Raw genomic sequence first — 25302 nt, 5'->3', positions numbered from 1 at the left:
ATTCAGTATGCCCCGCTGGGCCGCACCATGACCTTGGCGGTGCGCCACATGATCTGCAGGTCGTTCATGACCGACCAGTTCTCGACGTATCGCAGGTCGAGGCGCACGCTCTCGTCCCACGAGAGATCGCTGCGGCCCGAGACCTGCCACAGGCCGGTGATGCCGGGTTTGATGTACAGGCGGCGGTACACGGTGCCGTCGTACGCCGTCACCTCGGAGGGCAGCGGCGGGCGGGGGCCGACGACGCTCATGTCGCCGACCAGCACGTTCCAGAACTGCGGCAGCTCGTCGAGTGAGAGCTTGCGCAGGATCCGCCCGACCCGGGTGACGCGAGGGTCGTCCTTCATCTTGAAGAGGAGCCCGGCGCCCTCGTTCTGTTGCTTGAGCGCGGCGAGCTGCTGCTCGGCATCCGTCTTCATGGAGCGGAACTTGACGATCTTGAACGTGCGACCGTCGCGTCCGACCCGGTCCTGGAAGAAGAACAGCGGACCGGGGGAGTCGATCTTCACCAGCAGCGCGAGGATCGGCGTGATGAGCGCGATCGGGATCAGCGCGACGGTGGCGACGGCGATGTCGAGCGCGCGCTTCAGCAGGTGCTGTCCTCCCTCGTAGGAAGGAATCTGCACCTGGATGAGGGGGAGCCCCTCGACCGGGGCGAACGAGATGCGTGGCCCGGCCACGTCGGTGAGGCGGCTCGACAGCACGAGCTCGGCGGCGGTGCCCTCGAGCTGCCAGCTGAGCTTCTTCACGAAGTCCGGCTCGCCGTCGGGTCGACTCGCCACGATGATCGTGTCGGCGCCCAACTCGGCCGCCACCGTCGACACCGAGTTCACGTTGCCGATGATCGGGAAATGCGTGCCGGCGACCTCGACGTCGCGCGCGTTGCCGTCGAGGAGCGTCGCTCCGACCACCTGATATCCCGAGGCGCCGATCGGGTGCAGGGTGCGGACGACGTACTCCACGTCGTCGCGGTTGCCGACGACGAGCGTGCGCGAGGCGAATCGCCCCTGCGCACGCTGCGCCGTCAGCCAGTGCCGCCACGTCCATCGGGTGACGAGCAGCGCGAGTACGCCGAACGGGAAGCCGACGAGCAGCACGAGCTGCATCGACTCCCAGCCGAGCACGACAGCGACCATGGCGATGACCCCGAACGCCAGTCCGCTGGCGTGCGCGACGCCGCGATACTCGGTGGCGCTGGCGCGGAACAGCGCTGCATCACGCGTATGCAGAGCGCTGAGCATCAGATACCAGAGCGAACCCAGCAGGATGCCGTTGCGCAGGGCCTCTTCCCCCGCGACACCGGTCATCAGCTGGATCGCTGCGGTGAGCGCGACCGCGAAGAGGATGATCCCCGCATCCGAGATCCGCAGTCGCCTCCGATAACGCCGCTCCCATTGGCGGCGTCGCTCCAGCGTTGCGGACACGCGCGGTGTGACCACCGTATGCGTGACCGGCTTGATGGCCCGTGGGGCCGCGACCGGGGCGAAGACCGAACCCGCACGAGTGATGCTCAGAGCATCCTCGACGGAAGTCATGCCGAGGCCTCGTGAGCCGTGTATGTGCGCAGAAATCCCCAGTGCGACATGTTTTTCCCCAGTGTTCCCCAGACCGGGGACCCCACGTCCCCAGCATCGTCTGCACACCCGACCCCTCGGGTCCTGCCGCGTACCGTGATCCCACATCACGGGAGTGCTCGCACCGTCCCACACGGTGCCTGCGTACAGCAGGAGCTGCAGACTTCGATCACTCTAGCGGATCGATCGCCCTCAGCGGAAGGTATTTCCGGCGATTGGATGAATGAATTTTCAGTCCTCTCGGGGCGCCGACGCGGGCGGGGATATCCTGACCCGCGTGACGATCGCCTCCACGCACCGCTTCCGTCTGAATCCGATGCAGCCGCGCGACCCCGCGCAGCCCCACCGGGCGGCGAGCAGCCTCGAGCTGTTCTTCGATCTCGTGTTCGTCGTCGCCGTCAGCATCACGTCGGCGCAGCTGCATCACGCGCTGAGTCACGGCGACTTCGTGCACGGCGTCACGTCGTACGCGATGCTCTTCTTCGCGATCTGGTGGGCGTGGATGAACTTCACCTGGTTCGCCACGTCGTTCGACACCGACGACTGGCTGTACCGGGTGACGACGATCGTGCAGATGGGCGGCGTCCTGGTGCTCGCGGCCGGCGTGCCCGCCGCGTTCGAGCACGGCGACTTCACCGTCCCCGTGGTCGGATACGTCGTGATGCGCGTCGCGATGATCGCGCAGTGGCTCCGCGCCTCGCGACGCGCCGGCGATCTGCGGGGGGCGACCCGTCGGTATGCGGCCGGCATCGCCGCGGTACAGGTCCTCTGGGTGCTGTTCCTGCTCATCCCGTCCGGCACGCTGCAGTTGATCGCGTTCGTCGTCTTCGCGCTGCTCGAGGTCAGCATCCCCGTCTTCGCCGAGTATCGACGTCAAACCCCGTGGCATCCGCACCACATCACGGAACGCTACGGTCTCTTCACACTGATCGTGCTCGGTGAGAGCCTGCTCGCCTCCGCGAACGCGATCATCGATGCGAGCCGTGAGCTGGAGTCCTTCGTCCCGCTCATCTCGATCTCCGTGCTCACGCTCGTCGTGACGGCCTCGCTGTGGTGGATCTACTTCTGGCCGCCGCACCACAGAGCGATCACCAGCTTCGGGCGATCGCTGCGCTACGGCTACACCCACTACTTCGTCTTCGCGGCGGCCGCCGCCTTCTCCGCCGGCATCGAGGTCGAGCTCGACGTGCTGACGGGCGAGAGCCACCTCTCGACCGCCGAGGCGTCCCTGACCGTGACGATCCCGATCGCGCTGTTCCTGATCGCGATCTGGTGGGTCGCGATCCGCGACAACGCCGACCGCGTCGTGAACATGGTCGTCCCGCTCGGCGCGGTGCTGGTGCTGCTCGATCCCGTGCTGCCGATCCCCGTGGCGATCACCGCCGCGGTCATGGCCTCGATCGTGGTTGTGCTCGTCCTCCGCCCGCCGGTCCCGCACCATGGCGGACCGCGTGCTTCATAGCTTCTGGATAGGCCGAACATAGCCTCCTGATCGACTCCTCCGTGAGCATGGGTTCATCGACGACCCGCCCCACGAGAGGACCCCGATCATGAGCCGCATCCCCGAGCCCGTCCAGACACCGGAAGGTCCCGCCTACGAGGGCCGCCTGCTCGATCGGGTCGACGAGGAGGTCGTCGACCAGGGCGTGGCATTCGACCTGCGCACGCTCGTCAGCCGTCGTGGTCTTCTCGGGCTCGCCGGGCTCGGTGTGGGCGCCGTGGTCCTGGCGGCGTGCGCACCGACGGGAGGGGGGACATCCGCGACGCCGTCCGCGACGTCCGGATCGAGCGACTCCGCAGGCACGACCGCCGACGGGGAGATCCCCGACGAGACGGCGGGGCCGTATCCGGGCGACGGCTCGAACGGACCGGACGTGCTCGAGGAGTCGGGCATCGTCCGCCAGGACATCAGATCCTCGATCGACGGATCGGCGACGGCCGACGGCATCCCGCTGACCGTTCGGTTCCAGATCCTCGACCGGGCGAACGGCGGAGTTCCCTTCGCGGGCGTCGCGGTCTACGCGTGGCACTGCACCGCCCAGGGCGAGTACTCGATGTACTCGTCGGGCCTCGAGGACGTCGACTATCTGCGCGGAGTCCAGGTGGCGGATGCCGAGGGCAACGTCTCCTTCACCTCGATCTTCCCTGGTTGCTACTCGGGCCGCTGGCCGCACATCCACTTCGAGGTCTATCCCGACGTCGACTCCATCACCGATTCCGCCAACGCCATCGCGACCTCGCAGATGGCCCTGCCGGAGGAGACCTGCGCCACGGTCTACGCGGACGCACGGTACGACGGCTCCGCGCAGAACCTGGCGCAGACGACCCTCGCGAGCGACAACGTGTTCGGCGACGATTCCGCCGCGCTGCAGCTCGCCTCCGTGACCGGAAGCGCGGAGACCGGGTACACCGCCGCGCTCGTCGTCTCGGTCGACACGACGACCGCGCCGAGCGCCGGGTCGGCGGCGTCCGGCGGGCCAGGCAACGGCGGCGGAGGACCGAGCGGCGGAGGCGAGCCCCTGGCGCGGTGACCAGATCTGCTAGACTGGGGACGCACCGTGTGACATGGCCACCCTCTGGGCCGCCGCGGAGCCACTGATCAGGGCCATTACGGACCACGCACATCGACGCGCGCGGCATCCGCCCTCGATCGAACGATATGCGGAGCGCTGACGCGTGCCCGCCCCAGAGCAATGAGTATCACCATGAGCACGACCACCATCTCCTCCTCCTCCGATCCGCTGGCCTGGAAGCAGGCCGACATCGACGTGCATGTCGCGACCCGCGGCGGCGAGTTCGCCGGCTTCGTCGAATTCGACGGGTCGGCGCACGTCACGCACGACCACCGCGGCGCCGAGCTCGGCTCGTTCGACTCGCTCGACGCCGCTCGGCACGCTCTCGAGCGCGCCCACGCGCCGCAGCGGCGTCCGTCGACCTTCCCTTTCGCCCTTCCCCGAGTGCTGCGCCGGAGGCCGCGCCGCGCCCGGGCGTGACCGGCGTCTGACCGTGTCCTGAAGGCCGCTCTGGCAGTGCCCTGGGAAAGCCTCTCGTATGCCGACCACTGCATGTGGGCCGGGTTAGCCTGAGGACAGCGATCGGCATCCGCCCTTGGCTTCCACAGCTCAAGGGCTCCCGATCGTCAGGAGACAGCATCTCTCTCGCACAGGTCGACACGACCGCCACTCTCGGACCGATCCGTCAGACCTACTCCGGAAACGCCGAGTTCCCGCCCATGGCACAGGCCTACAAGCAGGTGTCGCAGGTCGTCAAGGAGACCGGGCTGCTGCAGCGCACGCCGTGGTTCTACAGCCTCGTCGCCGCGGGCGTCGCCGTGGCGCTCGGTGGCGCGATCACCGGGTTCATCCTGCTCGGCGACAGCTGGTTCCAGCTGCTCATCGCGGCGGCGCTCGGCGTCATCCTCACGCAGGTCGCATTCCTCGCGCATGAGGCTGCGCACCGGCAGATCCTCTCGTCGGGCCCGGCGAACTTCCGCCTCGCCCGGATCCTCGCGGCAGGCATCGTCGGCATCAGCTACGCCTGGTGGGACTCGAAGCACACCCGTCACCACGGCAACCCGAACCAGGTCGGTAAGGACCCCGACATCGAGGTCGACACGATCTCGTTCCTCGAGACGGATGCCGCGAAATCGCGCGGCCTGGTGCGCCTGATCACGCGCAAGCAGGGGTGGCTGTTCTTCCCGTTGCTGACGCTCGAGGGACTCAACCTGCACTACCTCGGCATCAAGCACCTCGCAACGGGCCGCAAGGTCAAGGGGCGCTGGACCGAGATCGCGCTCATCGCGGTGCGCTTCGCCGTGGTGCTCGTGCCCGTCTTCCTGCTGCTCCCTCTCGGCATGGCCTTCGCCTTCATGGGCGTGCAGCTCGCGGTGTTCGGCGTATACATGGGCGCATCCTTCGCGCCCAACCACAAGGGCATGCCGATCATCGACCCGAACGCCCGCCTCGACTTCTTCTCGAAGCAGGTGCGTACATCGCGCAACATCCGAGGCGGCCGCTGGGTGACCTGGCTCATGGGCGGCCTGAACCACCAGGTGGAGCACCACCTGTTCCCGAGCATGCCGCGGCCGCACCTGTCGAAGGCGCGGGAGATCGTGCGCGACTACTGCGAGGCGAACGACGTCGACTACACCGAGACGAGCCTGGGCCGCTCGTACGCGATCGTGATCGAGTACCTCAACCGCGTCGGCCTCGCCGCGCGCGATCCCTTCGACTGCCCCGCAGCGGCGCGATTCGGTCGCGCGTAGCGGAGGCGGTGCGCCGGCGTCATCCGTTCCGACGGATCCAGCGGAAGGTCGCTCGGCTCAGCACGAGGCCGACGACCAACCAGATCGCGAGCGCGAGAGCGATCGCGCCGAGCTGCCACTCGCCCGCAGGCTCCGCCGACGCGAACGAGTCCGGCAGGATGGCCGCGCGCATGCCCTGAGCGATCCACTTCAGCGGGAACGCGGCGGCGACGTTCTGCAGCCACTCCGGCAGCGTCGAGAAGGCGATGTACACCCCCGAGACGAACTGCAGCAGCAGCACGACCGGGATGACCACGGCCGATGCCGTCTTGCCGGAGCGGGGGACCGCCGACAGCGCGATGCCGAGCAGCGCGCAGGTGAGCAGACCGAAGACGAACACCCAGGCGAAGCGCCCCCAGGACTCGGCATCCGAGGGCAGGTCGACGTCGTAGAGCACGACGGCGACGACCATCAGCAGCCCAATCTGCAGGACGGCGGTGACGAAGACCTCGCCGAGCTTGCCGATGAAGTAGGTGACCGGCGAGATCGGCGCGCTGCCGAGTCGCTTCAGCGTCCCGTCGCTCTTCTCGACCGCGATCTCGATCGACAGCCCCTGCACACCGGAGAGCAGGATGCCGCCGGCGATGAGTCCGGGCAGGTAGTAGGTCGCCATGCTCACCGTGTCGGCGCCCTGGCCGACGTCTCCCGTGAAGACGGTCGCGAAGATGAGGTACATCACGGTCGGGAACAGGAAGGTGAAGAACACCTGGTCTCCGGCGCGGAAGTACTGACGCAGTTCGAAGCCGATGCGGCGCAGCCCCAGTCGGACCGTCCGGGCGACCCCGAATCGAGCGGCCGCGGTGGAGGTGGTCATGACTGCTCCTTCGCGTCGAGCAGCGCCCGATCGTCCACGGCTCCGTGCTCGAGGATGAGGTCGAGGTAGACGTCCTCGAGCGTCGGTCGCACCACCTCGAGGTCGCGCGGTTCCCCGCTGTCGCGCATCAGGTCGGCGACGAGCGCGCCGGGGGAGTGCGTGCGCTCCTCGCGTCGTCGGCCGTCGTCATCGATCCAGCGGACGGCGGGGATGCGCGCCTCCGCCCCGCCGATCTCGTCGATCGGCCCGATGTCGGCGATACGGCCGTTCGCGATGACGGCCGCGCGGTCGCCGAGCTGCGCTGCCTCGTCGAGGTAGTGGGTCGTGAGCAGGATGCTGGTGCCCTCGGCCTTGAGCGAGCGGATGAGCTCCCAGAACTGCCGTCGAGCCTCCGGGTCGAATCCCGTCGTCGGTTCGTCGAGGAAGAGCAGCTCCGGGCGTCCGATGATCCCCAGGGCCACGTCGAGGCGCCGCCGCTGACCGCCCGACAGGCGACCCGCTCTCGCGCGCTGCTTCTGTTCGAGGCCGACCGCCGCGATCACCTCGTCCACCGATCGAGGGGCGGGGTAGTAGCCGGCGAACTCGGTCAGGAGTTCGCGCACCGTGAAGTTGCCGGCCTCCCCGGATGACTGCAGCACGATGCCCAAGCGGGCCTTCCAGCTCAGGCCGCCGCGCTGCGGATCCACGCCGAGCACCCGCACCTCGCCGGAAGTCCGGTGACGGTATCCCTCGAGGATCTCGATCGTCGTCGACTTGCCCGCGCCGTTCGGCCCGAGGAGCGCGAACGTCTCCCCGCGGTGGATGTCGAAGCTGATTCCGTCGACGGCCGTGAACGCGCCGTAGGCCTTGCGGAGGTCGCGGACCTCGATCACGCTGTCTGTCATCCGTCCAGACTGCCGGTACGGACGGCTCCGCGATAGTGCCCGATGCGAGGGATGCTCAGCGCGAGGTGTTCTCGTCGGCCTCGACGACCTCGATCGTGATCTTCCCGTCGATCGTCGCGTCGTCCTCGCCGAGGATCTCGTCGTCCAGCGCCTCGTCGCCGCGGAACTCCTCGGCGGGCTCCGGCGCGTCGGCGACGAGCTCCGCCGCGACGACGTCGTCGGAGGTGTCGTCGGAGGTGTCGTCGGCTTCGTCGTCTCCGAGCGTCGCGCCGAGGGGCGCCGCCGAGGCGGACTGCTCGTCGCTGAAGATGCCGTCGGGGCGGATCAGCTCGCGCACCTCTGCCATGAAGCTGGCGAGCTGCTGCTGCTGCCACCGCAGCTGGCGCGCGTGATCCTCGGCGTCGCGCAGCACCGTCGAGGTGTGCTGGGTGACCGAGTCGACGATCTTCTGCGACTTGGCGCGGGCACGGTCGAGCGTGTCACGGGCGCGCACCTGCGCGTCGGCCTCGATGGTCTGGGCCTGCGAGCGCATGAGCCGCTCGTAGTCGTCGGCCTTGGCCGAGATGCGCTGTGCGTGCTCGAGAGACGCGGTGACCTGCTCGTTGGCGTCGGTCGTGATGCGCTCGGCGTGCGAGACCGCCTGGTTGTGCAGCACGAGGAACTCCTGCTGCGCGTCGTCCTGGCGGCGCGTCAGGGTCTCCTCGAACTCGAGCACGCGGGCGTTCATCTCGCGCACCTCGCGCTCGGCATCGGCGCGCAGCTGCGTGGTCTCCCGCGTCACGAGCGAGCGCAGGGCGGCGGCGCCCTTCTCGGCCTCGGTGCGGATCGCTGTTGCCTCCTGCGATGCCTGGTGCACCTTCTCGGCGGCGTGCGCGGCCTCGCGCTCGAGCGTCGCCTGGTGGGCCGTGTACTCGGTGTCGATCTTCAGGCGCACCTGGTCGGCGTCGTGCTGGGCCTGCGCGATGATGCGGGCCACGTCGGCGTCCGCCTCGGCACGCTGCTGCGTGACCTCTTCGCGTGCCGCGGCCATGAGGCGGTCGGCCTGTACGGCGGCGTTCTGGATCAGCACATTGGCCTGCTCCTCGGCGACCCGGAGGATCGCCTCGAACTGCTCGCGTGACGGTGCTTCGACGCCCTCGGGGCGCGGTGCGTCGACGAGCTCGTTGGTGAGGGTGGTGATCTGCTGCTCGGCGTCGGCAGCCTGCGCCTTGGCGGCGGCGAGCTCGGCCTCGAGGGCTTCGCGCGCGTCGCGCTCCTCGTCCTTCAGCGCCTCGACGGCGTCTTCGTGCCGCGCCTCGGCGTCGGCGAGGTCGGCCTTGGCCTGCTGCAGCTGGTTGCGCAGCGCGCTGAGCGCAGCATCCACCTCCGCCTTGTCGTACCCGCGGAACGAGGCGGTGAAGCCGCCGGTCTGCTCGCGGGGGGCGTCTTCGATGAGCTTGTCAAAGAAATCGGGAGTGCGGTCGTTCTGGGGGGAGTCACTCATGGTCAGCCTTTCTGGCGCATGTCACAGCCCTGAGGTCTGCGATGTGGCGAGCTGTCGGATGCCGAGGGCCGAGCGGGCGCATCGACGACGTTCCACAGCCTAGTTGCGTCGGCCCGGATTCACCCACCCGTTTCGATCACAGACGGCGCGCAGCGATGGCCTCGATGACGGCGATCATGTCCTCGTCTGCGTGGTCCGCCGCCGCCTCGGCATACAGCTGCCGACTCACCGCGATCAGGGGATGGGGGATGCCGGCGGCGATCGCCGCGTTCTCCACGAGGGCAGCGTTCTTGAGGACGTCGGCGATCGCGGCCTGAGCGCTGAGGTCGCCGTCGAGAAGCTTCGCCGCCTTGCCGCGCGAGACGGTCGACGCCATGGGGCCCGCATCGAGAACCTGGCGCAGCACCTCCCAGTCCGCGCCTGTCGCCCGGGCGAAGTGGAACGTCTCCGCGAGGCCCGTGACCATCGTGATGAGGAAGGTGTTGACGGCGAGTTTCATGCCGAGTGCCGCGGGGATCTCGCCGCACACGAATCGCTGTGCACACATCGCGTCGATCACCGGGGCGATCTCCGCCAGAGCCTCGTCGGGGCCTGCGAGCATCGCCACGAGCGTCGCATCCGTCGCGGGACCGCGCGAGCCGGAGACCGGGGCTTCGACGTAGGCTCCTCCGGCCGCGGTGACGTCGTCAGCGAGGGCCTTCGAGAAGGCGGGGGTGAAGGTGCCCATCTGCACGGTGATCCGGTCGCGGACGAGGCCGGCGAACTCGAGAGTCCTTCTCCGCAGCACGACGTCGACCGCCGCCTCGTCGCGGAGCATCAGCACCACCACGCGGTTGTCGGCGTAGACGTCGGTCACCGACGCGGCGACACGGGCGCCTGCCGCCTCGAGCTCCGCGCTCGCCGCGGGCGATCGGTTCCACACGGTCACGGAGAACCCCGCCCGCACGAGGTTGCGGGCCATCGGAGAGCCCATGATGCCGAGCCCGATGAATCCGACCTCCATCAGCTCCCCTCCCGCTCGCTCAGTCGCCACCGCGGCTCCGGATCCTCGCTGCGCCGGAACAGCGACGGCGAGGGCGGGGTCGAGTGCGCGACACCGTGGGCCTGCGCCCCGTCCGTCACGGTCGCGCGCAGATCCCTCCAGAAACCGGCGGTGTTGGGACGACCGAGGTACTCGCGGAACTCGACGATCTGCAGACGCGACCCGGCATCGATCGGAACGAGGTGTGCGACGGCGTCGTCCGGCTCGACGAAGCGGATGCCGTACGCCCCGTCGTCCAGGACCGTGAACTTGCGCGGCTCACTCCGTGCAGCCCCGTCGACGATCTCGCGCGCGGTGCGCCGATCGGTGTGCAGGTCGACGGCGGTGCCCAGCTCTGCGAGGAGGGCGACCAGCTGGTCCTCTTCGAAGCGTCGGCCGGCGCGCCGCCCCCGGGTGCTCGACGACCGCCGAATCCACCGCGGCAGCAGCGTCGCAAGCACCGCGATGACGGCGATCGGCGCGAAGAGGAGGAGCGGGTTGTCCACCTCACCAACCTACGACCCGTCGCTGTTCCGCATCGGCGCGGTCATCCGAGCAGCGCCATGATCAGCACGAGCACGGGGAGGCATCCGACCGTCGTGAGGAACACGGTGTCGCGTGAGATCGATTCACCCACGTCGTATCGCTGCGAGTAGTTGAAGACGTTCTGTGCCGTCGGGAGGGCCGCGAGGATGACGACGATCAGCACCTCGTGCGGCGAGAGCCCGAAGACGAGCTCCGCCACGACCCAGGCGATGACCGGCATCGCGAGGAGCTTCAGCACCGAGGCGAGGACGACGTCACGGCGGTGCCCCCGCGCCCCCAGCACGCGCTGACCGTGCAGGGATATGCCGTAGCTGATGAGCAGGACGGGGACTGCGGCGTCGGCGATGAGCTGTGCCGGCTGCATCACGATCGGCGGCAGCGAGATGTCGAACACCGACACGAGGGTGCCCAGCAGCGAGCCGATGATGATGGGGTTCGTCGCCGTGCGGCGCAGCGTCTTGGCGAAGGAGACCGCATCGCTGGTGACCGCGTCGAGGATCGACAGCGAGATCGGCGTGAAGACGAGCAGCTGCATGAGCACCACCGGCGCGGGATACGCGGCGCTGCCCAGCAGGTAGAGGGACAGGGGGATGCCGATGTTGTTCGAGTTGACCTGCCCGGCCGCCAGAGCGCCGATCAGGGTCTCGCCCACCGGACGCCGCCACCACAGGCGCGCGACGAGCGCGTAGACGGCGATGACCGCGACGGCCGCGATCGCGGAGACGGGAAGGAGCGACGAGAACAGCATCGTGGCGTCGGCCTGCGCCAGCACGGTGAAGAGGAGGAACGGGGAGAGGACGAAGAAGATCAGCCGGCCGAGCACGTGCCGTGCGTGCGGGCCGAGCAGATCGATGCGCCCGATGATCCACCCGAGGGCGATCGCGACACCCACCACGGCGAATCCGGTGAGCGTATCGAGCATTCTTCGAGCGTAGCGACGGTCGACCTTGCAGGAGGACCCGTAGCAGGGGCGGAGGTCCGCGTCAATGGTTCGGGCGTCACGAGCGGCGATCCGACGGCATCCGTACGCTGGCAGTACAACGAGCCGCACGCTTGCCGCTCCGCGTCGGTCGGCCCAGTCGGCGATCTCGGGTTTCTCTCGGTCTCGAGCGCACTGCGGGGGTGGGTGCGCTTGCGGACCTTCTCATCGACTGCTCCGGTCCTCCGTAATCGGGTACGGGGGACCGGAACTCCTCTTCGCCCCCTGCGGGTTCTCGGATCCGCTCCGCCGGCGTCACCATGTGACGGCGGCGCGGTCGGCCAGCAGCGTGGACTCGGGGACCGTCAGCGCGTCGATGTCGATCCGCGGCACATCGGACGCGCCGCGCCAGGGGACGCCCGGCGACGTCAGCGGGCCGAGATCCGGCTGGGGCGGAGGGGCTGCCACGTCGGTGAACGGGATGCCGTCCGGTGCCGTCGTCCGGGGAAGGGTGCCCGACGGCACGGTCGTCGGGGCCGTGCACGGCGACGCGGCTTCCAGGCCAGCGGGCGAGGAGCTCATGAGGAGGTTGCCCTCCCAGCAGTTCCCGCGGCCCACGCCTCGGGCGGTGGGGGCGTAGACGGTGTCGATGCCGTTGCCCTCGAACGCGTTCCCCGTGATCCGGTTGCCGATCGGACCGAGGTCCTCGGAGGAGGTCACGACGAGTCCGGACGAGGGATTGCCCACGACGAGGTTCGCACGGACGTCGTTGTCCGTTCCTCCGGCGATGCCGACGCCGATGCCGAATCCTCCCTCCGCCTGCTCCGGGGTGTCGGATTGCGCGTTCGCGGCGACGACGTTCCCCGCGAAGGTGGCCCCCGCCTGCGGGAGGTATGCCTCCTGATAGTCGGAGTTGATGGTCGCCCCGACGCGGTTGCCCGCGAAGCGGTTGCCGACGACGTGCAGGTCGCCACCGGCGTTCGCGATCTCGAAGCCCACGGCATTGCGCTCCGCGACGTTGCCCGACACCACGATCCCGCACTCCTGGCACTGGCCGACGTAGATCCCTGAGTCCGCCCCTCCCGACGCATACGAGTCGGTGATCGCGCCGTGGGACGCGTTGAAGGCGTAGATGCCGTAGAGGCCGTTGTTCGACGCCGTCACGTGGTCGATGCGGAACCCGTCCAGCAGCGGGAGATCCTCGGGATCGATCGGTCGATAGCCGTCGTGCCCGCCGACGGGGGCACCCTCGTCGTTGTGCATACCGGTGACCAGAACGCCGTTCTGTGTGGCATTGCGCACAGTCAGGTTCTGAACGGTCACGCGAGGTGCTGTCACGACGATTCCATTGCCGCGCAGGACTTCGCCGTCGATCACGACGTCTTCGCGGTCCTGCCCGCGCAGCACGACGCCCGCCGTGTCGATCGTCACGGTCTCGCGGTAGACGCCGGCCGAGACGAGCACGGTGTCGCCCTCGGAGGCCGCGTCGACGGCGTCCGAGATGGTGGCGAAATCCGCAGGGACGGCAAGGATCACCGGCGCGTTCCCGGTGGGCTCCGGGCCCGCCGGTGCCGAGCATCCGGCCACGAGCACGACCGCGAGCACGGCCGCCGGGACGAGCAGAAGTGCGGCCAGTCGATTGCGCATCGCCTCATGATAGGGGGCCGCAGACGCGTGGCGGATCGCTCCCGAGGCGGGGGCTATCATCATCGTCGTGGCGAATGAGACAGGCGGGATCTCGCGGCGCGCGCTGCTCGGCTCCGGCGGTCTCGCCGCGCTCGGCACGGCGCTCGTGGGCTGCGCGCCCGTCGATCGCGTGGCTCCGGATCCGGTCGCCGAGGAACCCCGCCCGGTGTCCCCGACAGGAGAGCATCAGGCGGGGATCGCGCGTCCCGCAGCCGCCCAGCCGCACATGCTCCTCGGCGTCTACGACCTGGACGGCGACAGCGCAGCGGTGCTCGCGGCGCTCGGCGACAGCATCCTCTCGCTGACGTCCGGCGAGCATCCCGTGCTCGCGGGGATCGCTCCGGGAGACCTCACCGTGACCGTGGGAGTCGGACCGCGGCTCGTGCAGCAGGCCCGAGCCGGGGGAGTCGGGACCGAACCGCTGCCGGCCTACCCTCGCGAGGAGATCGACGAGCGGCACCGCGGCGGCGACCTCGTGATCCAGGTGTGCGCCTCGGATCCGCTCGTTCCCCCGCTCGCCCTCGCTGGCGTGATCGACGGCGTGACCGCGCTCTCGGAAAGGTGGCGGCAGCGTGGTGCGCGCGGGCCCTCCGTCGCGGTGCGCGGCGGGCACTCGGCGCCCCGCAACGTACTCGGTTTCGTCGACGGGATCGCTGCTCCGGTGTCCGAAGAAGAGCTGGCCCAATCGGTCTGGATCGGCGACGGCCCCCTGGCAAGCGCCAGCATCCTGGTCGTCCGCCGGATGGAGATCGACCTGGCGGCCTTCCGCCGGCTCTCGATCGACGCCCAGGAGAGAGTGGTCGGACGCGAGCGGGCGAGTAGCGCGCCGTTGTCCGGAGGGTCGATCGGCGATGACGTCGATCTTCAGGCCAAGTCCCCCGAGGGCGCCTATGTGATCCCGGTCGACGCACACGTCAGACGGGCGCATCCCCGTCCCGCCGGAGTGCCGCTCATGCTGCGACGCTCCTACTCGATGGACGAGCCGCTCGGACTCCTGTTCGTGAGCTACCAGGCCGAACTCCGCACGTTCACGCAGACCATGGAGCGGATGTCGGAGTCCGACGCCCTGCTCGACTTCACCCGCACGACCGCGACCGGAGCCTTCCTGGCTCTCCCCGGCTTCGACGCGCAGCATCCGCTCGGCTCGACGATCTTCGGGCGCGCATGACCAGGCGGAGGTGGATCGCGGTCGGCGTGGTCGCGGTGATCCTGTGCGCGATCGGCATCGGGATCCTCGTGTCGCACCGTGGGGGCGATGCGCCGTCGCCCGCCGCGTCCCCCAGGGTGGAGGGTCACCGCGGGCTGACGACCGAAGAGGCCGAGCGGCTCTCGGTCGCCCGGTTCCTCGCGTACCGCGACGGGAGCCGCCGCTTCGAGGTCGATGTCGACACCCCCGACGGGACGGTCGAGCTGCGAGGGAGGGTGGACTATCGCACCGGCGTGGGGATCGCGACGGCCGCGCTCTCCGGCGGCACGGCGGTCGTGACCTGGGATGCCGACGCCGTCGTCGGGTGGGTCGGCGCGGGTGACGGCACCACGGTTCCGGATGCTCCGCCGCCGTCCCCCGGGGCGGCTCGGCCCCTCGATCCCTCCGCCTCGACCGTGGATGCCGTGCTCGTGCTGCTCGCGAGTCTCGGCGCTGACCGCCCCGAGAACGCGCAACTGCTGGCGAGTTCGGATGCGCGGCGGCTTCGCGCCGACGAGGTCGACGGCACTCCGGTCGATGTCTTCGCGGGACCATCCGACCCCGACACCGGGGAGGGCGCCGGGACGACGCGCTTCTGGGTCGACGGGTCCGGCACGCTGCTGCGCTTCGAGGCCGACCTGCCCTCGGGCACCGTGTCGATACTGCTCCGGCCGGAGCAGTACGTCGCGGTGCCGCGCGCACCCGACCTCGACTGACCGTCGGCGGGGAGCGGCAAGGGTTCACAGTTCACCGCGGGATCGCGTGAACAGCACCCCGCTACGGTCGACTCGTTCTCTGCGCCGGCCGGTCTCGATTCCGCCTGTGCGGCAGAAGCCCCTCCGGGGGTCAGGAGCGAACAGCGTCGACTGGGGGAGCTGTGGATCGATACGCTGCGGCCCGGCCGCGCCGCCGCGACCGCGGTGCGCGACGCCTCGTGGCGGCGCTGGTCACGGCCGCCACGATCGCGATCACCGTCCTCGTCGCTTCGCCCGCGCTCGCCGCGGACGGGTCCGTGACCGGCACCGTCTACCAGGATTTCAACGACAACGGGGTGAGGGACGCGGCCTCCGGCGACTTCGGCGGTGACACCGGCGTGGCCGGCGTCGGGGTCACTGCCACCGACTCGACCGGTGCCGTGCGAGGCGTCACCACGACCGCCGCCGACGGCACGTACACGCTCTCCGTCGCGGCTGCCGCGACGTCCGATGTACGCATCGAGTTCACGTCGCTGCCCGCCGGGTTCCGCTCGGCTCGGGTCGGTGCGGACAACGGCAGCACCGTGCAGTTCGTGAGCATCGGCGCCACCGGCGTCGACCTCGGCGTCACGCAGGAGGGCATGGTGCGCACCACCTCCGGTGTGCCCCGCGTGGTCGTGCCGACGCAGCGCTCGGTGCTCGCCACGAACAGCGGCCAGAGCGCGACCGGCGGCCCCACACCGAATCTCGCCGGCCAGTCCGCGCTCCTCGAGGTGGGTTACGGAACGACGGGCAATCCCGCGGCGGACCGTGTGGCGTTGGCCACGCAAGGTCAGATAGGAACCGTCTGGGGAACGGCGAACTTCGGCGAGCGGTTCGTGCTCAGTGCGGCGTCCTTCCGCCGCGGCACCCTCATCGGGCCCGGGGGACTCGGCGCGATCTATCTGACCGACGCGTCGACCGGTGTTCCCAACGGGACCGCCATCGCCACGATCCCCGACGCCGGCACGGACCCTCGTCCGGCCGACCTCGCCGGTTACGACTGGCTGCACGACACGGCGGGATTCTCCGCACCGGGCAGAGTAGGGCTCGGCGACATCGAGGTCTCCGACGACCAGCGCACGCTGTACGCGGTCAACCTCAACGACCGTCGTCTCTATGCGGTTCCCCTCATCCGAGGCGCCTCCGTGGCGGCGGCGCCGACCGCCGGCGCTCCGGAGGCGATCGACATCCCGCTGACCGCGGCTGCCGGCTGCGACCCCGACTGGGTGCGCCCTTACGGCCTCGGCGCCTTCCGCGGGAGCGTCTTCGTCACCCTGACGTGCACGGGTCCGTCCGTCGGCGATCTGCGCGCCTGGGTTGTGCCGATGGATGAAGACACCCGTGCCTTCGGTGTGCGCCCGTGCTGACCGTCCCCCTCACGTTCAGTCGGGGACCGGCGTACTCCCCGAGGATGCCTGCGGCGACCACGACCAACAACTACCGGCCGTGGACGGAGACGTGGCGAGCGGGCTCGCGCGGTCTCTCGCTCGACGGCCCCTCCCCGGTCGCCTCGTCGGTCGTGTTCGACTCGGCCGGGAACCTGACGCTCTCCATCAAGGACCGCTCCGCGGATCAGTACGGGGCGGCCCTCAGCAGCACGACGACGACCGACACCCGGAACTACACGTACATCGGAGTGGGTGACCTTCTGCGAGCCTGCGCCGACCCGGGCGGTGCCCTCGTGCTCGAGAACGACGGGCGATGCGGGACGACATCGTCGAGCCAGTCGAACAACAACTGGGGTGCGGGCGGCGGCAAGTTCTACGAGACGACGTTCTCCGAGCCCAACTCCGTCAATTACCACGCCAACACGGCCGTCGGCTCCGCGCTGCAGATCCCGGGATACAGCACCGTGATGGCCACGGTCATCGATCCTCTCGCGATCAATCAGGACGGGGTGCGCGTCTTCGGGAACTCCGACGGGCGAACGGTGCGCGGGGCATCGCTGACGCGTCTCGCCACCGCAGACGGCGGCTTCGGCAAAGCGGGTGGTCTCGGAGACCTCACCACGCTCGCCGCAGTCGCACCCGTCGAGATCGGCGACCGCGTCTGGCTCGACTCGGACCGCGATGGCGTTCAGGGGGCGGCTGAGACGCCGATCGCCGGAGTGACGGTGCGGCTGTACTCCTCTGACGGCGCGGTGATCGCCACGGCGGTCACCGACGCGAACGGCGACTACTACTTCTCGTCCTCGCCTGGCACCTCGACGGGGTCGGCACAGTACGGTCTGGTCCTCGATCCGCAGACCGACTACGAGATCCGGCTCGACAACGCCGCCGACTTCGCGCCGACCGGGCCGCTCGCGCATCTCGCTTCGACGAGCACCGCCGCAGGCCCGAACAGGGCGGTCGACTCGAATGGAGTGCGACAGTCCCCGGTCCTCGTGACCGCTCCGGTGCGTACTCCGTCTTCCGGCTCCGCCGACCACACGTTCGACTTCGGGTTCGTGCCGCTGCTGTCGCTCGGGAACCGTCTCTGGTTCGACGACGGCCCGAGCCCTGGACACACCGACAACGGACACTTCGACGGCGACGAGACACCCGTCGAGGGTGCACGGATCGAACTGCTCGACGAGAACGGCACCCCGGTGCGGGGTGCCGACGGCGCTCCGATCACGACGACGACGGATGCCGAGGGCTTCTACCGCTTCGATGATCTGGTCGCCGGTCCGTACCGCGTCCGCGTCGCGGCGGCGAACTTCGCCGCCGGTGCCGTACTCGAGAACTGGCGATCGTCGACCGGAGCGTCGTCGGCGTTCGACGCGGCGAGCAATGATCGAGACAAGGGCGAGGACGCATCCGATCCCGGAGCATCCGGCGTGACGTCCGGGGTCATCTCGCTGGCGCCGGGGCTCACGGGAGACGGCGATTCCGGAGCGACCGGCGCCGGAGGGCACGGTCCCGGCGGCGACGCGCTCGACAACCTGACCGTCGACTTCTCCTTCGTGCCGCTGATCGACCTCACCATCGACAAGAGGCTGCTCTCCGGCGCGGGGCCCTACCGCCTGGGCGACGAGGTCGCGTTCGAGCTCGTCGCGTCGAACGACGGCCCGGGCACGGCGCTCACCGGCTTCTCGGTGTCCGATCGGCTTCCGGCAGGACTGGAGTTCGTGTCCGCGAGCGGCGACTCGTGGTCGGAAGCGGCCGTCTCCGGCGCCGAGATCACGCTGGACTGGCTCGGCGACGACCTCGCCGCGGGCGACGTGGCGTCGCCCGTCACCGTCACCGCGCGCGTGACCTCCACCGTCCCCGGTTCCCTGCGCAACGTCGCCGTGGTGGAACCGTCCGTCGCGCAGCCGACATCCGAGCGCGTTCCTGTCGGAACGAGTCCCGACCGATACGAGAACGGCAGCCCGATGCCGAGTGCGGGAAGCCCCTCCAACAACGACGACAGCGCCGAGGTTCCGATCCTCGCGCCGACTCTGAGTCTGGGCAACCGACTCTGGTTCGACACCGGTGCCGACGTGAACACCGACAACGGACGGTATGACGTCGGAGAGCAGCCGGTGGTTGGCGCGATCGTCGAACTTCTCGGGGCGGACGGCGACCCGATCCTGGATGCCGACGGAGCCCCGGTGACCGCGACGACGGATGCCGAAGGCTTCTACCGCTTCGACGGCCTGGCGCCCGGGCAGTACCGTGTCCGCGTCGCAGCGACCAACTTCACCGGTACGGGGCCGTTGGTGCACCACCTGTCGAGCACCGGCGCCTCGACGGCCTTCGACGCGGGGTCGAACAGCCGCGACAAGGGCGAGGACACCCTGCAGCCCGCAGGGGCGGGTGTGATGTCGGCCCTGATCGACCTGCGGCCCGGCGTGACGGGTGAGGTCGACGGCGGAGCGACCGGCGCCGGCGCGAACGGACCCTTCGGCGACCGGTTCGACAACCTCACCGCCGACTTCGGGTTCGTCCCCGGGCTGTCGCTGGGCAACCGACTCTGGTTCGATGCGGGCACCGGGGCAGGAGAGGCGAACAACGGCGTCGTCGACGACGGCGAGGCGCCGGTGGTCGGCGCGGTGGTCGAGCTGCTCGACGCGGCGGGCAACCCCGTCCTCATCGGCGGTTCCGCGCTGACGTCCTCGACCGATGAGAACGGCTACTACCGGTTCGACGGTCTGCCGCCGGGCGACTATCGGGTGCGGGTCGCTGCCTCGAACTTCACGACGGGTGCCCCGCTGCAGCAATGGTTCTCCTCGTCGCCGACGTCTGCCGATGCGACGGCGAACAGCGCCGACAAGGGCGTGAACTCGCCGACTCCGGCGATCACGGGCATCACGTCGAGCGTGGTCTCGCTCAGCCGGGTCAACCCCCTCGATGACGCCGATGCGGGCGCGACGGGTGCCGGAGCGCACGGCCCGCCCGGCGATGCCGCCGATCTGCTCACGGTCGACTTCGGCTTCACGCAGGCCTTCGCGGTCGGCGACGTCGTCTGGCTCGACGACGACGGGGACGGTCGTCGAGACGCCGAGGAGCAGCCGGTGGCCGGTGTGCTGGTGACGCTGATGGATGCCGACGGCAACCCCGTCACCGATCTGAACGGCGACCCGGTGCCTCCGGTGCGGACGGATGCCGACGGACACTACGTGTTCGACGGTCTCCCGCCTGGGGTGTTCACCGTGTCGTTCACCGAGATCCCCGCCGGTCTGCAGCTCACGCGACAGGGGGCCGGCGACGCGCTGGGCGATTCGAACCCGGCACGCGACGGCGTGACGCCCCCGTTCGTCCTCGGGCCGGCCGGTGACAACACGACGCCGGTCGCCGCGGGCGACGGCACCTCCGTCGCGCAGCGGATCGATCGCACGATCGATGCGGGACTCATCCCGCTGCTGGCCGTCGGTGATCATGTCTGGATCGACGCGAATCGCGACGGACGGCAGGACGCCGGTGAGACGCCCGTCGCCGGCGTGACGGTCACGCTGCTGGGCGCCGACGGGTCTCCCGCGCTCGATGCCGATGGCGCGCCTGTCGCGCCGGTCGAGACCGATGCGGCCGGGCACTACGTGTTCGACGGCCTGGCGCCGGGCGACTATCGCGTGCGGTTCGCCGGCTGGCCGCGGGGCTATCACCCGACCGTCCGATCGGCCGCGGGCGTATCGAGCACGGACGACTCGAACCCGGATGTGACCGGACTCACCCCCGTGTTCACTCTGCGCGGCGGTGCAGCGGGTGTTCGCGCGGTCGACCCGACGGATGGGGTGAGCAGTGCGACCCGGATCGATCCCACGATCGACCTCGGGATCGCGCAGGACCTGTTCGCCGTCGGCGACGTGGTCTGGTTCGATGCCGACGCGGACGGCCGACGAGATGCCGGTGAGGGGCCGGTCCCGGGCGTGACCGTGACGCTTCGGAACGCCGATGGCACACCCGCGCGCGACTGGCGGGGAGCGGTGGTCGCTCCGGTCAAGACCGATGCCGACGGGCGCTACGTGTTCGACGGTCTGCTCGCGGGCGACTACTACGCGCTGTTCAGCGAGATCCCGGCCGGCTACCAGTTCACCGCGTCCGGTGCGAGCGGCGACGGGGACTCGAATCCCGCGAGCTCGGGCCGCACTCCGGTGTTCTCGCTCGGACCGGGCTCGGACGACATGAGACTCGTGACGAGCGCGGACGACACGACCCTGGCGTCCTTCATCGACTCGACGATCGACGCCGGCCTCGTGACGATCCTGCCGGCGACAGGGGGAGCGTCGCCGATCTGGATGGTCGCGGGAGGCACTCTTCTTCTCCTGCTCGGTCTCGGCCTCATCGGCGTCAGCTTCATCGGCGTCCGCCGTCAACGGCAGCCGTAGCTGCGGAGAGGGCCCCTGAGGCGGGCGGGCTCGTCCGGCGGGAGAGCCGCATCGAGCGACTCCGTCTCTGCGTGCGCCGACTGGCTCATGAGCGTGCGGTACTCCCATGTCCGCGTGTCGGCGCGGAGCGCGTGCACAGTGGCGGCACCCAGTTCGGAGATCTCCATGAGCACGATGCGAACGCTCTCGTCCCGATCCTCTCGCGAATGAGCGACTCGCAGAGCAGGGATCGCGTGCTCTGCGAACGGGCGGATGACCGGTTCGAAGGCGATGGCGTGCGGCACTGCCGTTCGGCGTGCGAGGTGCAGGGAGATGAGCGCACCGTAGCTCCATCCGTAGAGGGTGCGCACGTCGGTGAACCCGGAACCGGGTCAAGTCCGATGGGTCTGCGACGGGTGTCGACGGGGCTACTCGCCCTGCCCGAGTTTCCGCCGCAGCCGCCAGGTGTTTCCGCGGGTGTCGGAGTAGTGCCGCAGCTCGTCGAGCGCGGCGGTCGAGAGCGCGAGCCCTCGGCCGCTCTCGCTGTCGGCATCCGGCATCTCGACGCCGTCCCAATCGATCTCCGCCGGCGGAGCGGTGTCGGTGAGGGTCGCGACGAGATCGTTCGCCGACACCCGGATGTCGACGGTCAGCGTCACCTCATCGGGGTTCTCGGTGTGCTGCACCATGTTGGTCACCACCTCGCTGACCGCGAGTGTGAAGAGCGTGCGGTCCTGGTCGGCGACGTGCGCAGCATCTGCCCACAGGCCGTCGAGCGCATCGAGAACGTGGTCGACGAGTTCGAGCCCGGCCGGCCCGTCGATGTGCACCGCGCGGGGCTCAGCGTCCATCGAACGCCGATTCCGGCGTCGGGTGGTCGCGCAGCACGCGGTCGAGGTTGGTGAGGTGCAGCACGGTCTGCACCGCGTTCGGGACCGCCGCGATGCGCAGGTCGCCGCCCGCGATGCGTGCGCTCTTCAACCCGCCGATGAGGGCGCCGAGTCCGGAGGAATCGACGAACTGCAAGCCCGACATGTCGATGACGATGTTCGGCTCGCCCGCGGCGATGATGTCGCCCACGGCGTTGCGCAGCAGTGGCGCACCGGTCGCGGTGAGTCGTCCCGTCAGGCCGATGACGGCGTAGCCGTCGCGCCGGTCAGTGCTCAGATCCATGAGTCTCCTTCTCGAGGACGCGGGCGGCGGGGCCGCGGTAGCGGGCCGCCTGGATGATGACGCTCAGGACGACGAGGTCGTAGAGCACCCACGCGGTGTTCACCAGTGTGCCGGTTCCGTCGGCGGTGCCGATGAAGACGCGCGTAATGCCGATGATGAGCGCAATCGTGAGCACGATCATGGCCGTCAGCTGGGGCCAGATCTCGCGCCACGGCACTCCGCGCGGATCGCGGCCGTCCTTGCGGGTCACGGCGAACGACAGCGGTCGGCCCAGTACTACGTTCGCGAAGGCTGTCCAGCACGCTCGGATCCACACCGGGAAGAGGGCGAGGGAGTACTGCTGCCCCCGCCAGGTCTTCACGCCCTTCGCAACCACCAGGAACAGCAGCTGGTTGACGAGGAAATACGGCACGAAGCGCGCGAAGAAGTCGACCGACCAGGCGGTGACGGGCAGGATCCCGAATACCAGGTAGACGACGGGTGCCGTGAGGTACACGATGGCGGCGAAGCCCGAGAGGTAGCTCCACATGGTTGCGAAGTACATGAGGCGCTGTCCGATCGAGAGCCCGCGTTTGGCGAGCGGGTTGTCGCGCAGCAGCACCTGCATGGTGCCCTGGGCCCAGCGCAGCCGCTGCGTGAGCATGGTGCGCAGATCTTCCGGGGCGAGGCCCTTCGCGAGGATCTCGTGATGGTAGACGCTGCGCCATCCCTGGGAGTGCAGCTGCATCGCGGTCGCCATGTCTTCCGTGACCGAGATCGTGGCCATCGGCAGGATCGGCTGAGCCTCGTCGCCGCGGTCGAGCCGTAGGACGTCAAGCAGGGCGCGCACGGCGTCGAGCGCCGTGATGGGGGAGAGGTCGGATGCTGCCAGTGTCGCGAGACCGGCCTCATTGACGACGATCGCGTCGAGCTCGTCGTCGTGGGCGATCGGCAGGGCGCCGAGCTCGTCGAGGTCGGCGCGGATGCCGGCGAGGTCCTTCGCGACGAGGATGCGGGAGGCGGCGTCGACGGCGGTGCGGACGCGGTCGGCCACCTCACCCACCGAGGTGCCTTCGCTGAGGTCGCGACGCCCTTGCCGGATCGCGATCTGCAGGGCGGCGAGTTCAAGGGCGAGGTCGGGATCGGTGGCGGCACGCGCCTCCTTCTCGATCATCTGCTCCGAGGCGCGGAGCGCGCGGGCGGCCGAGTCGGTCACCTCGCGCACGTACCCGGTGATACCGAGACGCATCAGCGCCTCGCGGCGCAGCACGGCGTTGGAGCCGCAGAAGAACGCCGCGTTCCAGCCGTCCTTGCCCTGTTGGATGGGGCCGTAGAAGAGCGGTGCCTGGCTGCCGAGCGGGTCGGCCTCGTCGACGTTGACGAACCACTGCGGCGTCTGCACGAGCGCGACCTCGGGGTCGTCGGCGAAGTAACCGAGGGTGCGGTGCAGGATGAGGGGGTCCGGCACCTGATCGGTGTCGAGGATGAGGAGGAACTCGCCGTCGGTCTGCAGCAGGGCGCTGTTGAGGTTGCCGGCCTTCGCATGACGCGGCTTGCCGGTCCAGTCCTCGGACCGGGTGAGATAGCCCACTCCCGCGTCGTGGGCCGCGGCCTCGAGCGCGGGCCGGGAGCCGTCGTCGAGGATCCACGTGGTGTGCGGGTAGGCGATGCGCTTCGCAGCGCGGGCGGTGGTCATCACCAGCTCGATCGGCTCGTCGTATGTGGTGATGAACACGTCGACGGTGCCTTGCGGTGGAGAGGTCGGGCCCGGCCGTTCCCTCGCGCGCCACATGGTGAGGCAGAAGAGGAACGTGTCGATGAGGCTATAGGTCTCGGCGATCACGAGGGGCACGGCGATCCACCAAGCCGACCAGTTCACCGATTCGAGCCATCGCCAGGCGACGTAGTTCACGCCGAGCAGTACCGACAGCAGCGCGAGCACGCGGATGGTCGCGAATCGGGCGGTCACGCGTCTCTCCGCACCACGACGACGGTGATGTCGTCGGTGGCTGTGTCGGCGGTCGCCAGCCCCATCGCCTCGCGGATGGCGCCGTCGGGGCCGAGCTCGCTCAGCACGCGGTACACGTGGGCGTAGGGGTCGTCGGGGTCGAGCACGTCGAGCAGCCCGTCACTGCAGCAGACGAAGGCGTCGCCCGGTTCGAGGCGGGAGAGGCGCGGTTCGCGCACCTCGGCAGGCTGCAGTCCCATGCCCATACCGAGGGGCAGGCTCGTCGAGCGCAGATGTTCCCACGAGCCGTCGGCGCGCAGGATGAACGCGAGGCTGTGCCCGGCGTCGATGACCTGGAGGTCGCCGGTCTCGGGGGTGACCTCGGCGTGCACGGCGGTGACGAACATCGCGGTGTCGCCGAGGTCCTCTTCGAGCAGGCGGTCGATCTCGGCGATCGACTCGGCCAGCCCCCGCTCGGGTGCGGTGCGCAGTGATGCGCGCACACTGGCGGCCACGAGGGCGGGGCCGGTGCCTTTGCCCATCGCGTCGGCGAGGGTGATGCGCAGCGCTCCGTCGACGATGCCGAGGTCGTAGAAGTCGCCGGCAAGGGTGCCGCGCGAGACGGATCCGCCTGCCACCGTGTAGCCCCGGAGCGTGGGATGCGAATGGGGGCGGAGGGCGCTCTGGATGACAGCCGCGTGGTCGAGTTCGGCCTCGCTCGCCAGCTCGGACTGCACCCACATCGCGAGGTCGCGCAGCAGGTCGAGCTGTGCGTCGTCGAGCGTATGGGGCTCTGTGTCCAGCACGCAGAGGGTGCCGATCGGCTCGCCGCCTGGCGCGTGCAGCGGATGTCCGGCGTAGAAGCGCAGGTGAGGATCGCCCACGACGAACGGGTTGTCGCCGAACAGATCGGTGAGCGCGGCATCCTCGACCACGACCGGGCGGTCCTGGCTGACGGTGTAGTCGCAGAAGGAGTCCTGTCGCGGAGCCTCGTCGACGCCGAGACCGATCTGGGTCTTGCGCCACTGGCGGTCGCGGTCGATGAGCGAGACGGCCACCATCGGCACGCCGAACATCTCCTTCGCCAGTCGCGCCACCCGATCGACGCGCTCGTCGCGCGGGGTGTCGAGGATCCCCAGGGCATCGAGCGCGGCCTGGCGCTGTCTCTCGTCGAACACGTCCGTCCCTCCCACGGTTGGTTCGTTGCCATCCTGGCACTGGATGGGAGCGCGCGCACGTCAGCCGGTGATTCTGCTCGGGCGACCCTCTGCCAGGGCAAAGC

21 protein-coding genes are annotated in these 25302 nt (G+C 69.6%); 8 read left to right on the top strand and 13 right to left on the bottom strand.

Annotation, left to right across the window (positions count from 1 at the left end):
* Positions 1-2: 2 nt before the first annotated feature.
* On the bottom strand, positions 3-1535 hold the full coding sequence (locus tag RAC81_RS06090; RefSeq protein WP_375081488.1) for a sugar transferase: 1533 nt from the start codon (positions 1533-1535) through the stop codon (positions 3-5).
* Between the two features lie 355 nt (positions 1536-1890).
* Between RAC81_RS06090 and RAC81_RS06085 the strand changes: the two genes are divergently transcribed.
* From RAC81_RS06085 to RAC81_RS06070, 4 genes are all read left to right on the top strand, one after another.
* Positions 1891-3036 (top strand): low temperature requirement protein A, encoded by a 1146-nt coding sequence (locus tag RAC81_RS06085; protein WP_375081521.1) that lies wholly within the window; start codon positions 1891-1893, stop codon positions 3034-3036.
* Positions 3037-3124: 88 nt separating this feature from the next.
* Complete coding sequence (locus RAC81_RS06080; protein WP_375081487.1) at positions 3125-4105, top strand: intradiol ring-cleavage dioxygenase; 981 nt, start codon at positions 3125-3127, stop codon at positions 4103-4105.
* A gap of 174 nt (positions 4106-4279) precedes the next feature.
* Positions 4280-4567 (top strand): hypothetical protein, encoded by a 288-nt coding sequence (locus RAC81_RS06075; RefSeq protein WP_375081486.1) that lies wholly within the window; start codon positions 4280-4282, stop codon positions 4565-4567.
* A gap of 158 nt (positions 4568-4725) precedes the next feature.
* A complete protein-coding gene (locus RAC81_RS06070; RefSeq protein WP_375081520.1) occupies positions 4726-5838 on the top strand; it encodes a fatty acid desaturase family protein in 1113 nt (370 codons plus the stop codon).
* 19 nt (positions 5839-5857) lie between these two features.
* Here the strand turns inward: RAC81_RS06070 and RAC81_RS06065 are convergent, their stop codons facing one another.
* The 7 genes from RAC81_RS06065 to RAC81_RS06035 all read right to left on the bottom strand — a co-directional run bounded on the left by RAC81_RS06065 (position 5858) and on the right by RAC81_RS06035 (position 13191).
* Positions 5858-6691 carry an ABC transporter permease gene (locus tag RAC81_RS06065; protein WP_375081485.1) on the bottom strand — a complete coding sequence of 278 codons (834 nt, stop codon included), beginning with the start codon at positions 6689-6691 and terminating at the stop codon, positions 5858-5860.
* Positions 6688-7575 (bottom strand): ABC transporter ATP-binding protein, encoded by an 888-nt coding sequence (locus tag RAC81_RS06060; RefSeq protein WP_375081484.1) that lies wholly within the window; start codon positions 7573-7575, stop codon positions 6688-6690. Before RAC81_RS06060 ends, RAC81_RS06065 begins: the two co-directional genes overlap by 4 nt.
* Before the next feature lie 55 nt (positions 7576-7630).
* The gene (locus RAC81_RS06055) at positions 7631-9058 is read right to left on the bottom strand and encodes a cell division initiation protein (protein WP_375081483.1); all 1428 of its coding nucleotides are present in this window, start codon (positions 9056-9058) and stop codon (positions 7631-7633) included.
* A 136-nt stretch (positions 9059-9194) separates the two neighbouring features.
* Entirely contained in the window at positions 9195-10091 is an 897-nt protein-coding gene (locus RAC81_RS06050; RefSeq protein WP_375081482.1) for an NAD(P)-dependent oxidoreductase, read from the bottom strand.
* Positions 10061-10585, bottom strand: coding sequence for a hypothetical protein (locus tag RAC81_RS06045; RefSeq protein WP_375081481.1), 525 nt, complete (start codon positions 10583-10585; stop codon positions 10061-10063). Before RAC81_RS06045 ends, RAC81_RS06050 begins: the two co-directional genes overlap by 31 nt.
* A 41-nt stretch (positions 10586-10626) precedes the next feature.
* Positions 10627-11547 carry an AEC family transporter gene (locus RAC81_RS06040; protein WP_375081480.1) on the bottom strand — a complete coding sequence of 307 codons (921 nt, stop codon included), beginning with the start codon at positions 11545-11547 and terminating at the stop codon, positions 10627-10629.
* 312 nt (positions 11548-11859) lie between these two features.
* Positions 11860-13191, bottom strand: a complete 1332-nt coding sequence (locus RAC81_RS06035; RefSeq protein ID WP_375081479.1) for a nitrous oxide reductase family maturation protein NosD — start codon at positions 13189-13191, stop codon at positions 11860-11862.
* A 67-nt stretch (positions 13192-13258) separates the two neighbouring features.
* On the opposite strand from RAC81_RS06035, the gene RAC81_RS06030 reads away from it, so the two are divergent.
* The 4 genes from RAC81_RS06030 to RAC81_RS06015 all read left to right on the top strand — a co-directional run bounded on the left by RAC81_RS06030 (position 13259) and on the right by RAC81_RS06015 (position 20941).
* Positions 13259-14398, top strand: a complete 1140-nt coding sequence (locus tag RAC81_RS06030; protein WP_375081478.1) for a Dyp-type peroxidase — start codon at positions 13259-13261, stop codon at positions 14396-14398.
* Positions 14395-15132 (top strand): hypothetical protein, encoded by a 738-nt coding sequence (locus RAC81_RS06025; protein ID WP_375081477.1) that lies wholly within the window; start codon positions 14395-14397, stop codon positions 15130-15132. Before RAC81_RS06030 ends, RAC81_RS06025 begins: the two co-directional genes overlap by 4 nt.
* Before the next feature lie 161 nt (positions 15133-15293).
* Positions 15294-16520: an SdrD B-like domain-containing protein gene (locus RAC81_RS06020; RefSeq protein WP_375081476.1), complete on the top strand. Its 1227-nt coding sequence runs from the start codon at positions 15294-15296 to the stop codon at positions 16518-16520.
* Between the two features lie 44 nt (positions 16521-16564).
* Positions 16565-20941 carry an SdrD B-like domain-containing protein gene (locus RAC81_RS06015; protein ID WP_375081475.1) on the top strand — a complete coding sequence of 1459 codons (4377 nt, stop codon included), beginning with the start codon at positions 16565-16567 and terminating at the stop codon, positions 20939-20941.
* Here RAC81_RS06015 and RAC81_RS06010 read toward each other — a convergent pair.
* Genes RAC81_RS06010 through RAC81_RS05990 form a run of 5 tightly spaced genes read right to left on the bottom strand, consistent with a single transcriptional unit; the run spans position 20926 to position 25213 of the window.
* Positions 20926-21291: a hypothetical protein gene (locus RAC81_RS06010; protein ID WP_375081474.1), complete on the bottom strand. Its 366-nt coding sequence runs from the start codon at positions 21289-21291 to the stop codon at positions 20926-20928. The genes RAC81_RS06015 and RAC81_RS06010 overlap by 16 nt on opposite strands.
* Before the next feature lie 57 nt (positions 21292-21348).
* Complete coding sequence (locus RAC81_RS06005) at positions 21349-21771, bottom strand: ATP-binding protein (RefSeq protein WP_375081473.1); 423 nt, start codon at positions 21769-21771, stop codon at positions 21349-21351.
* Positions 21761-22093: an STAS domain-containing protein gene (locus tag RAC81_RS06000; protein ID WP_375081472.1), complete on the bottom strand. Its 333-nt coding sequence runs from the start codon at positions 22091-22093 to the stop codon at positions 21761-21763. Before RAC81_RS06000 ends, RAC81_RS06005 begins: the two co-directional genes overlap by 11 nt.
* Positions 22077-24041, bottom strand: a complete 1965-nt coding sequence (locus RAC81_RS05995; RefSeq protein WP_375081471.1) for a glycosyltransferase family 2 protein — start codon at positions 24039-24041, stop codon at positions 22077-22079. The genes RAC81_RS06000 and RAC81_RS05995 overlap by 17 nt, the downstream gene beginning before the upstream one ends.
* On the bottom strand, positions 24038-25213 hold the full coding sequence (locus RAC81_RS05990) for a PP2C family protein-serine/threonine phosphatase (protein WP_375081470.1): 1176 nt from the start codon (positions 25211-25213) through the stop codon (positions 24038-24040). Before RAC81_RS05990 ends, RAC81_RS05995 begins: the two co-directional genes overlap by 4 nt.
* Positions 25214-25302: the final 89 nt, after the last annotated feature.

The organism is Microbacterium sp. CR_7, assembly GCF_041954755.1.
In the GTDB taxonomy this organism is placed as follows: Bacteria; Actinomycetota; Actinomycetes; order Actinomycetales; family Microbacteriaceae; genus Microbacterium.
Note: the sequence above shows the minus strand (reverse complement) of the source record. Positions and strands in the feature narration are given on the sequence as shown.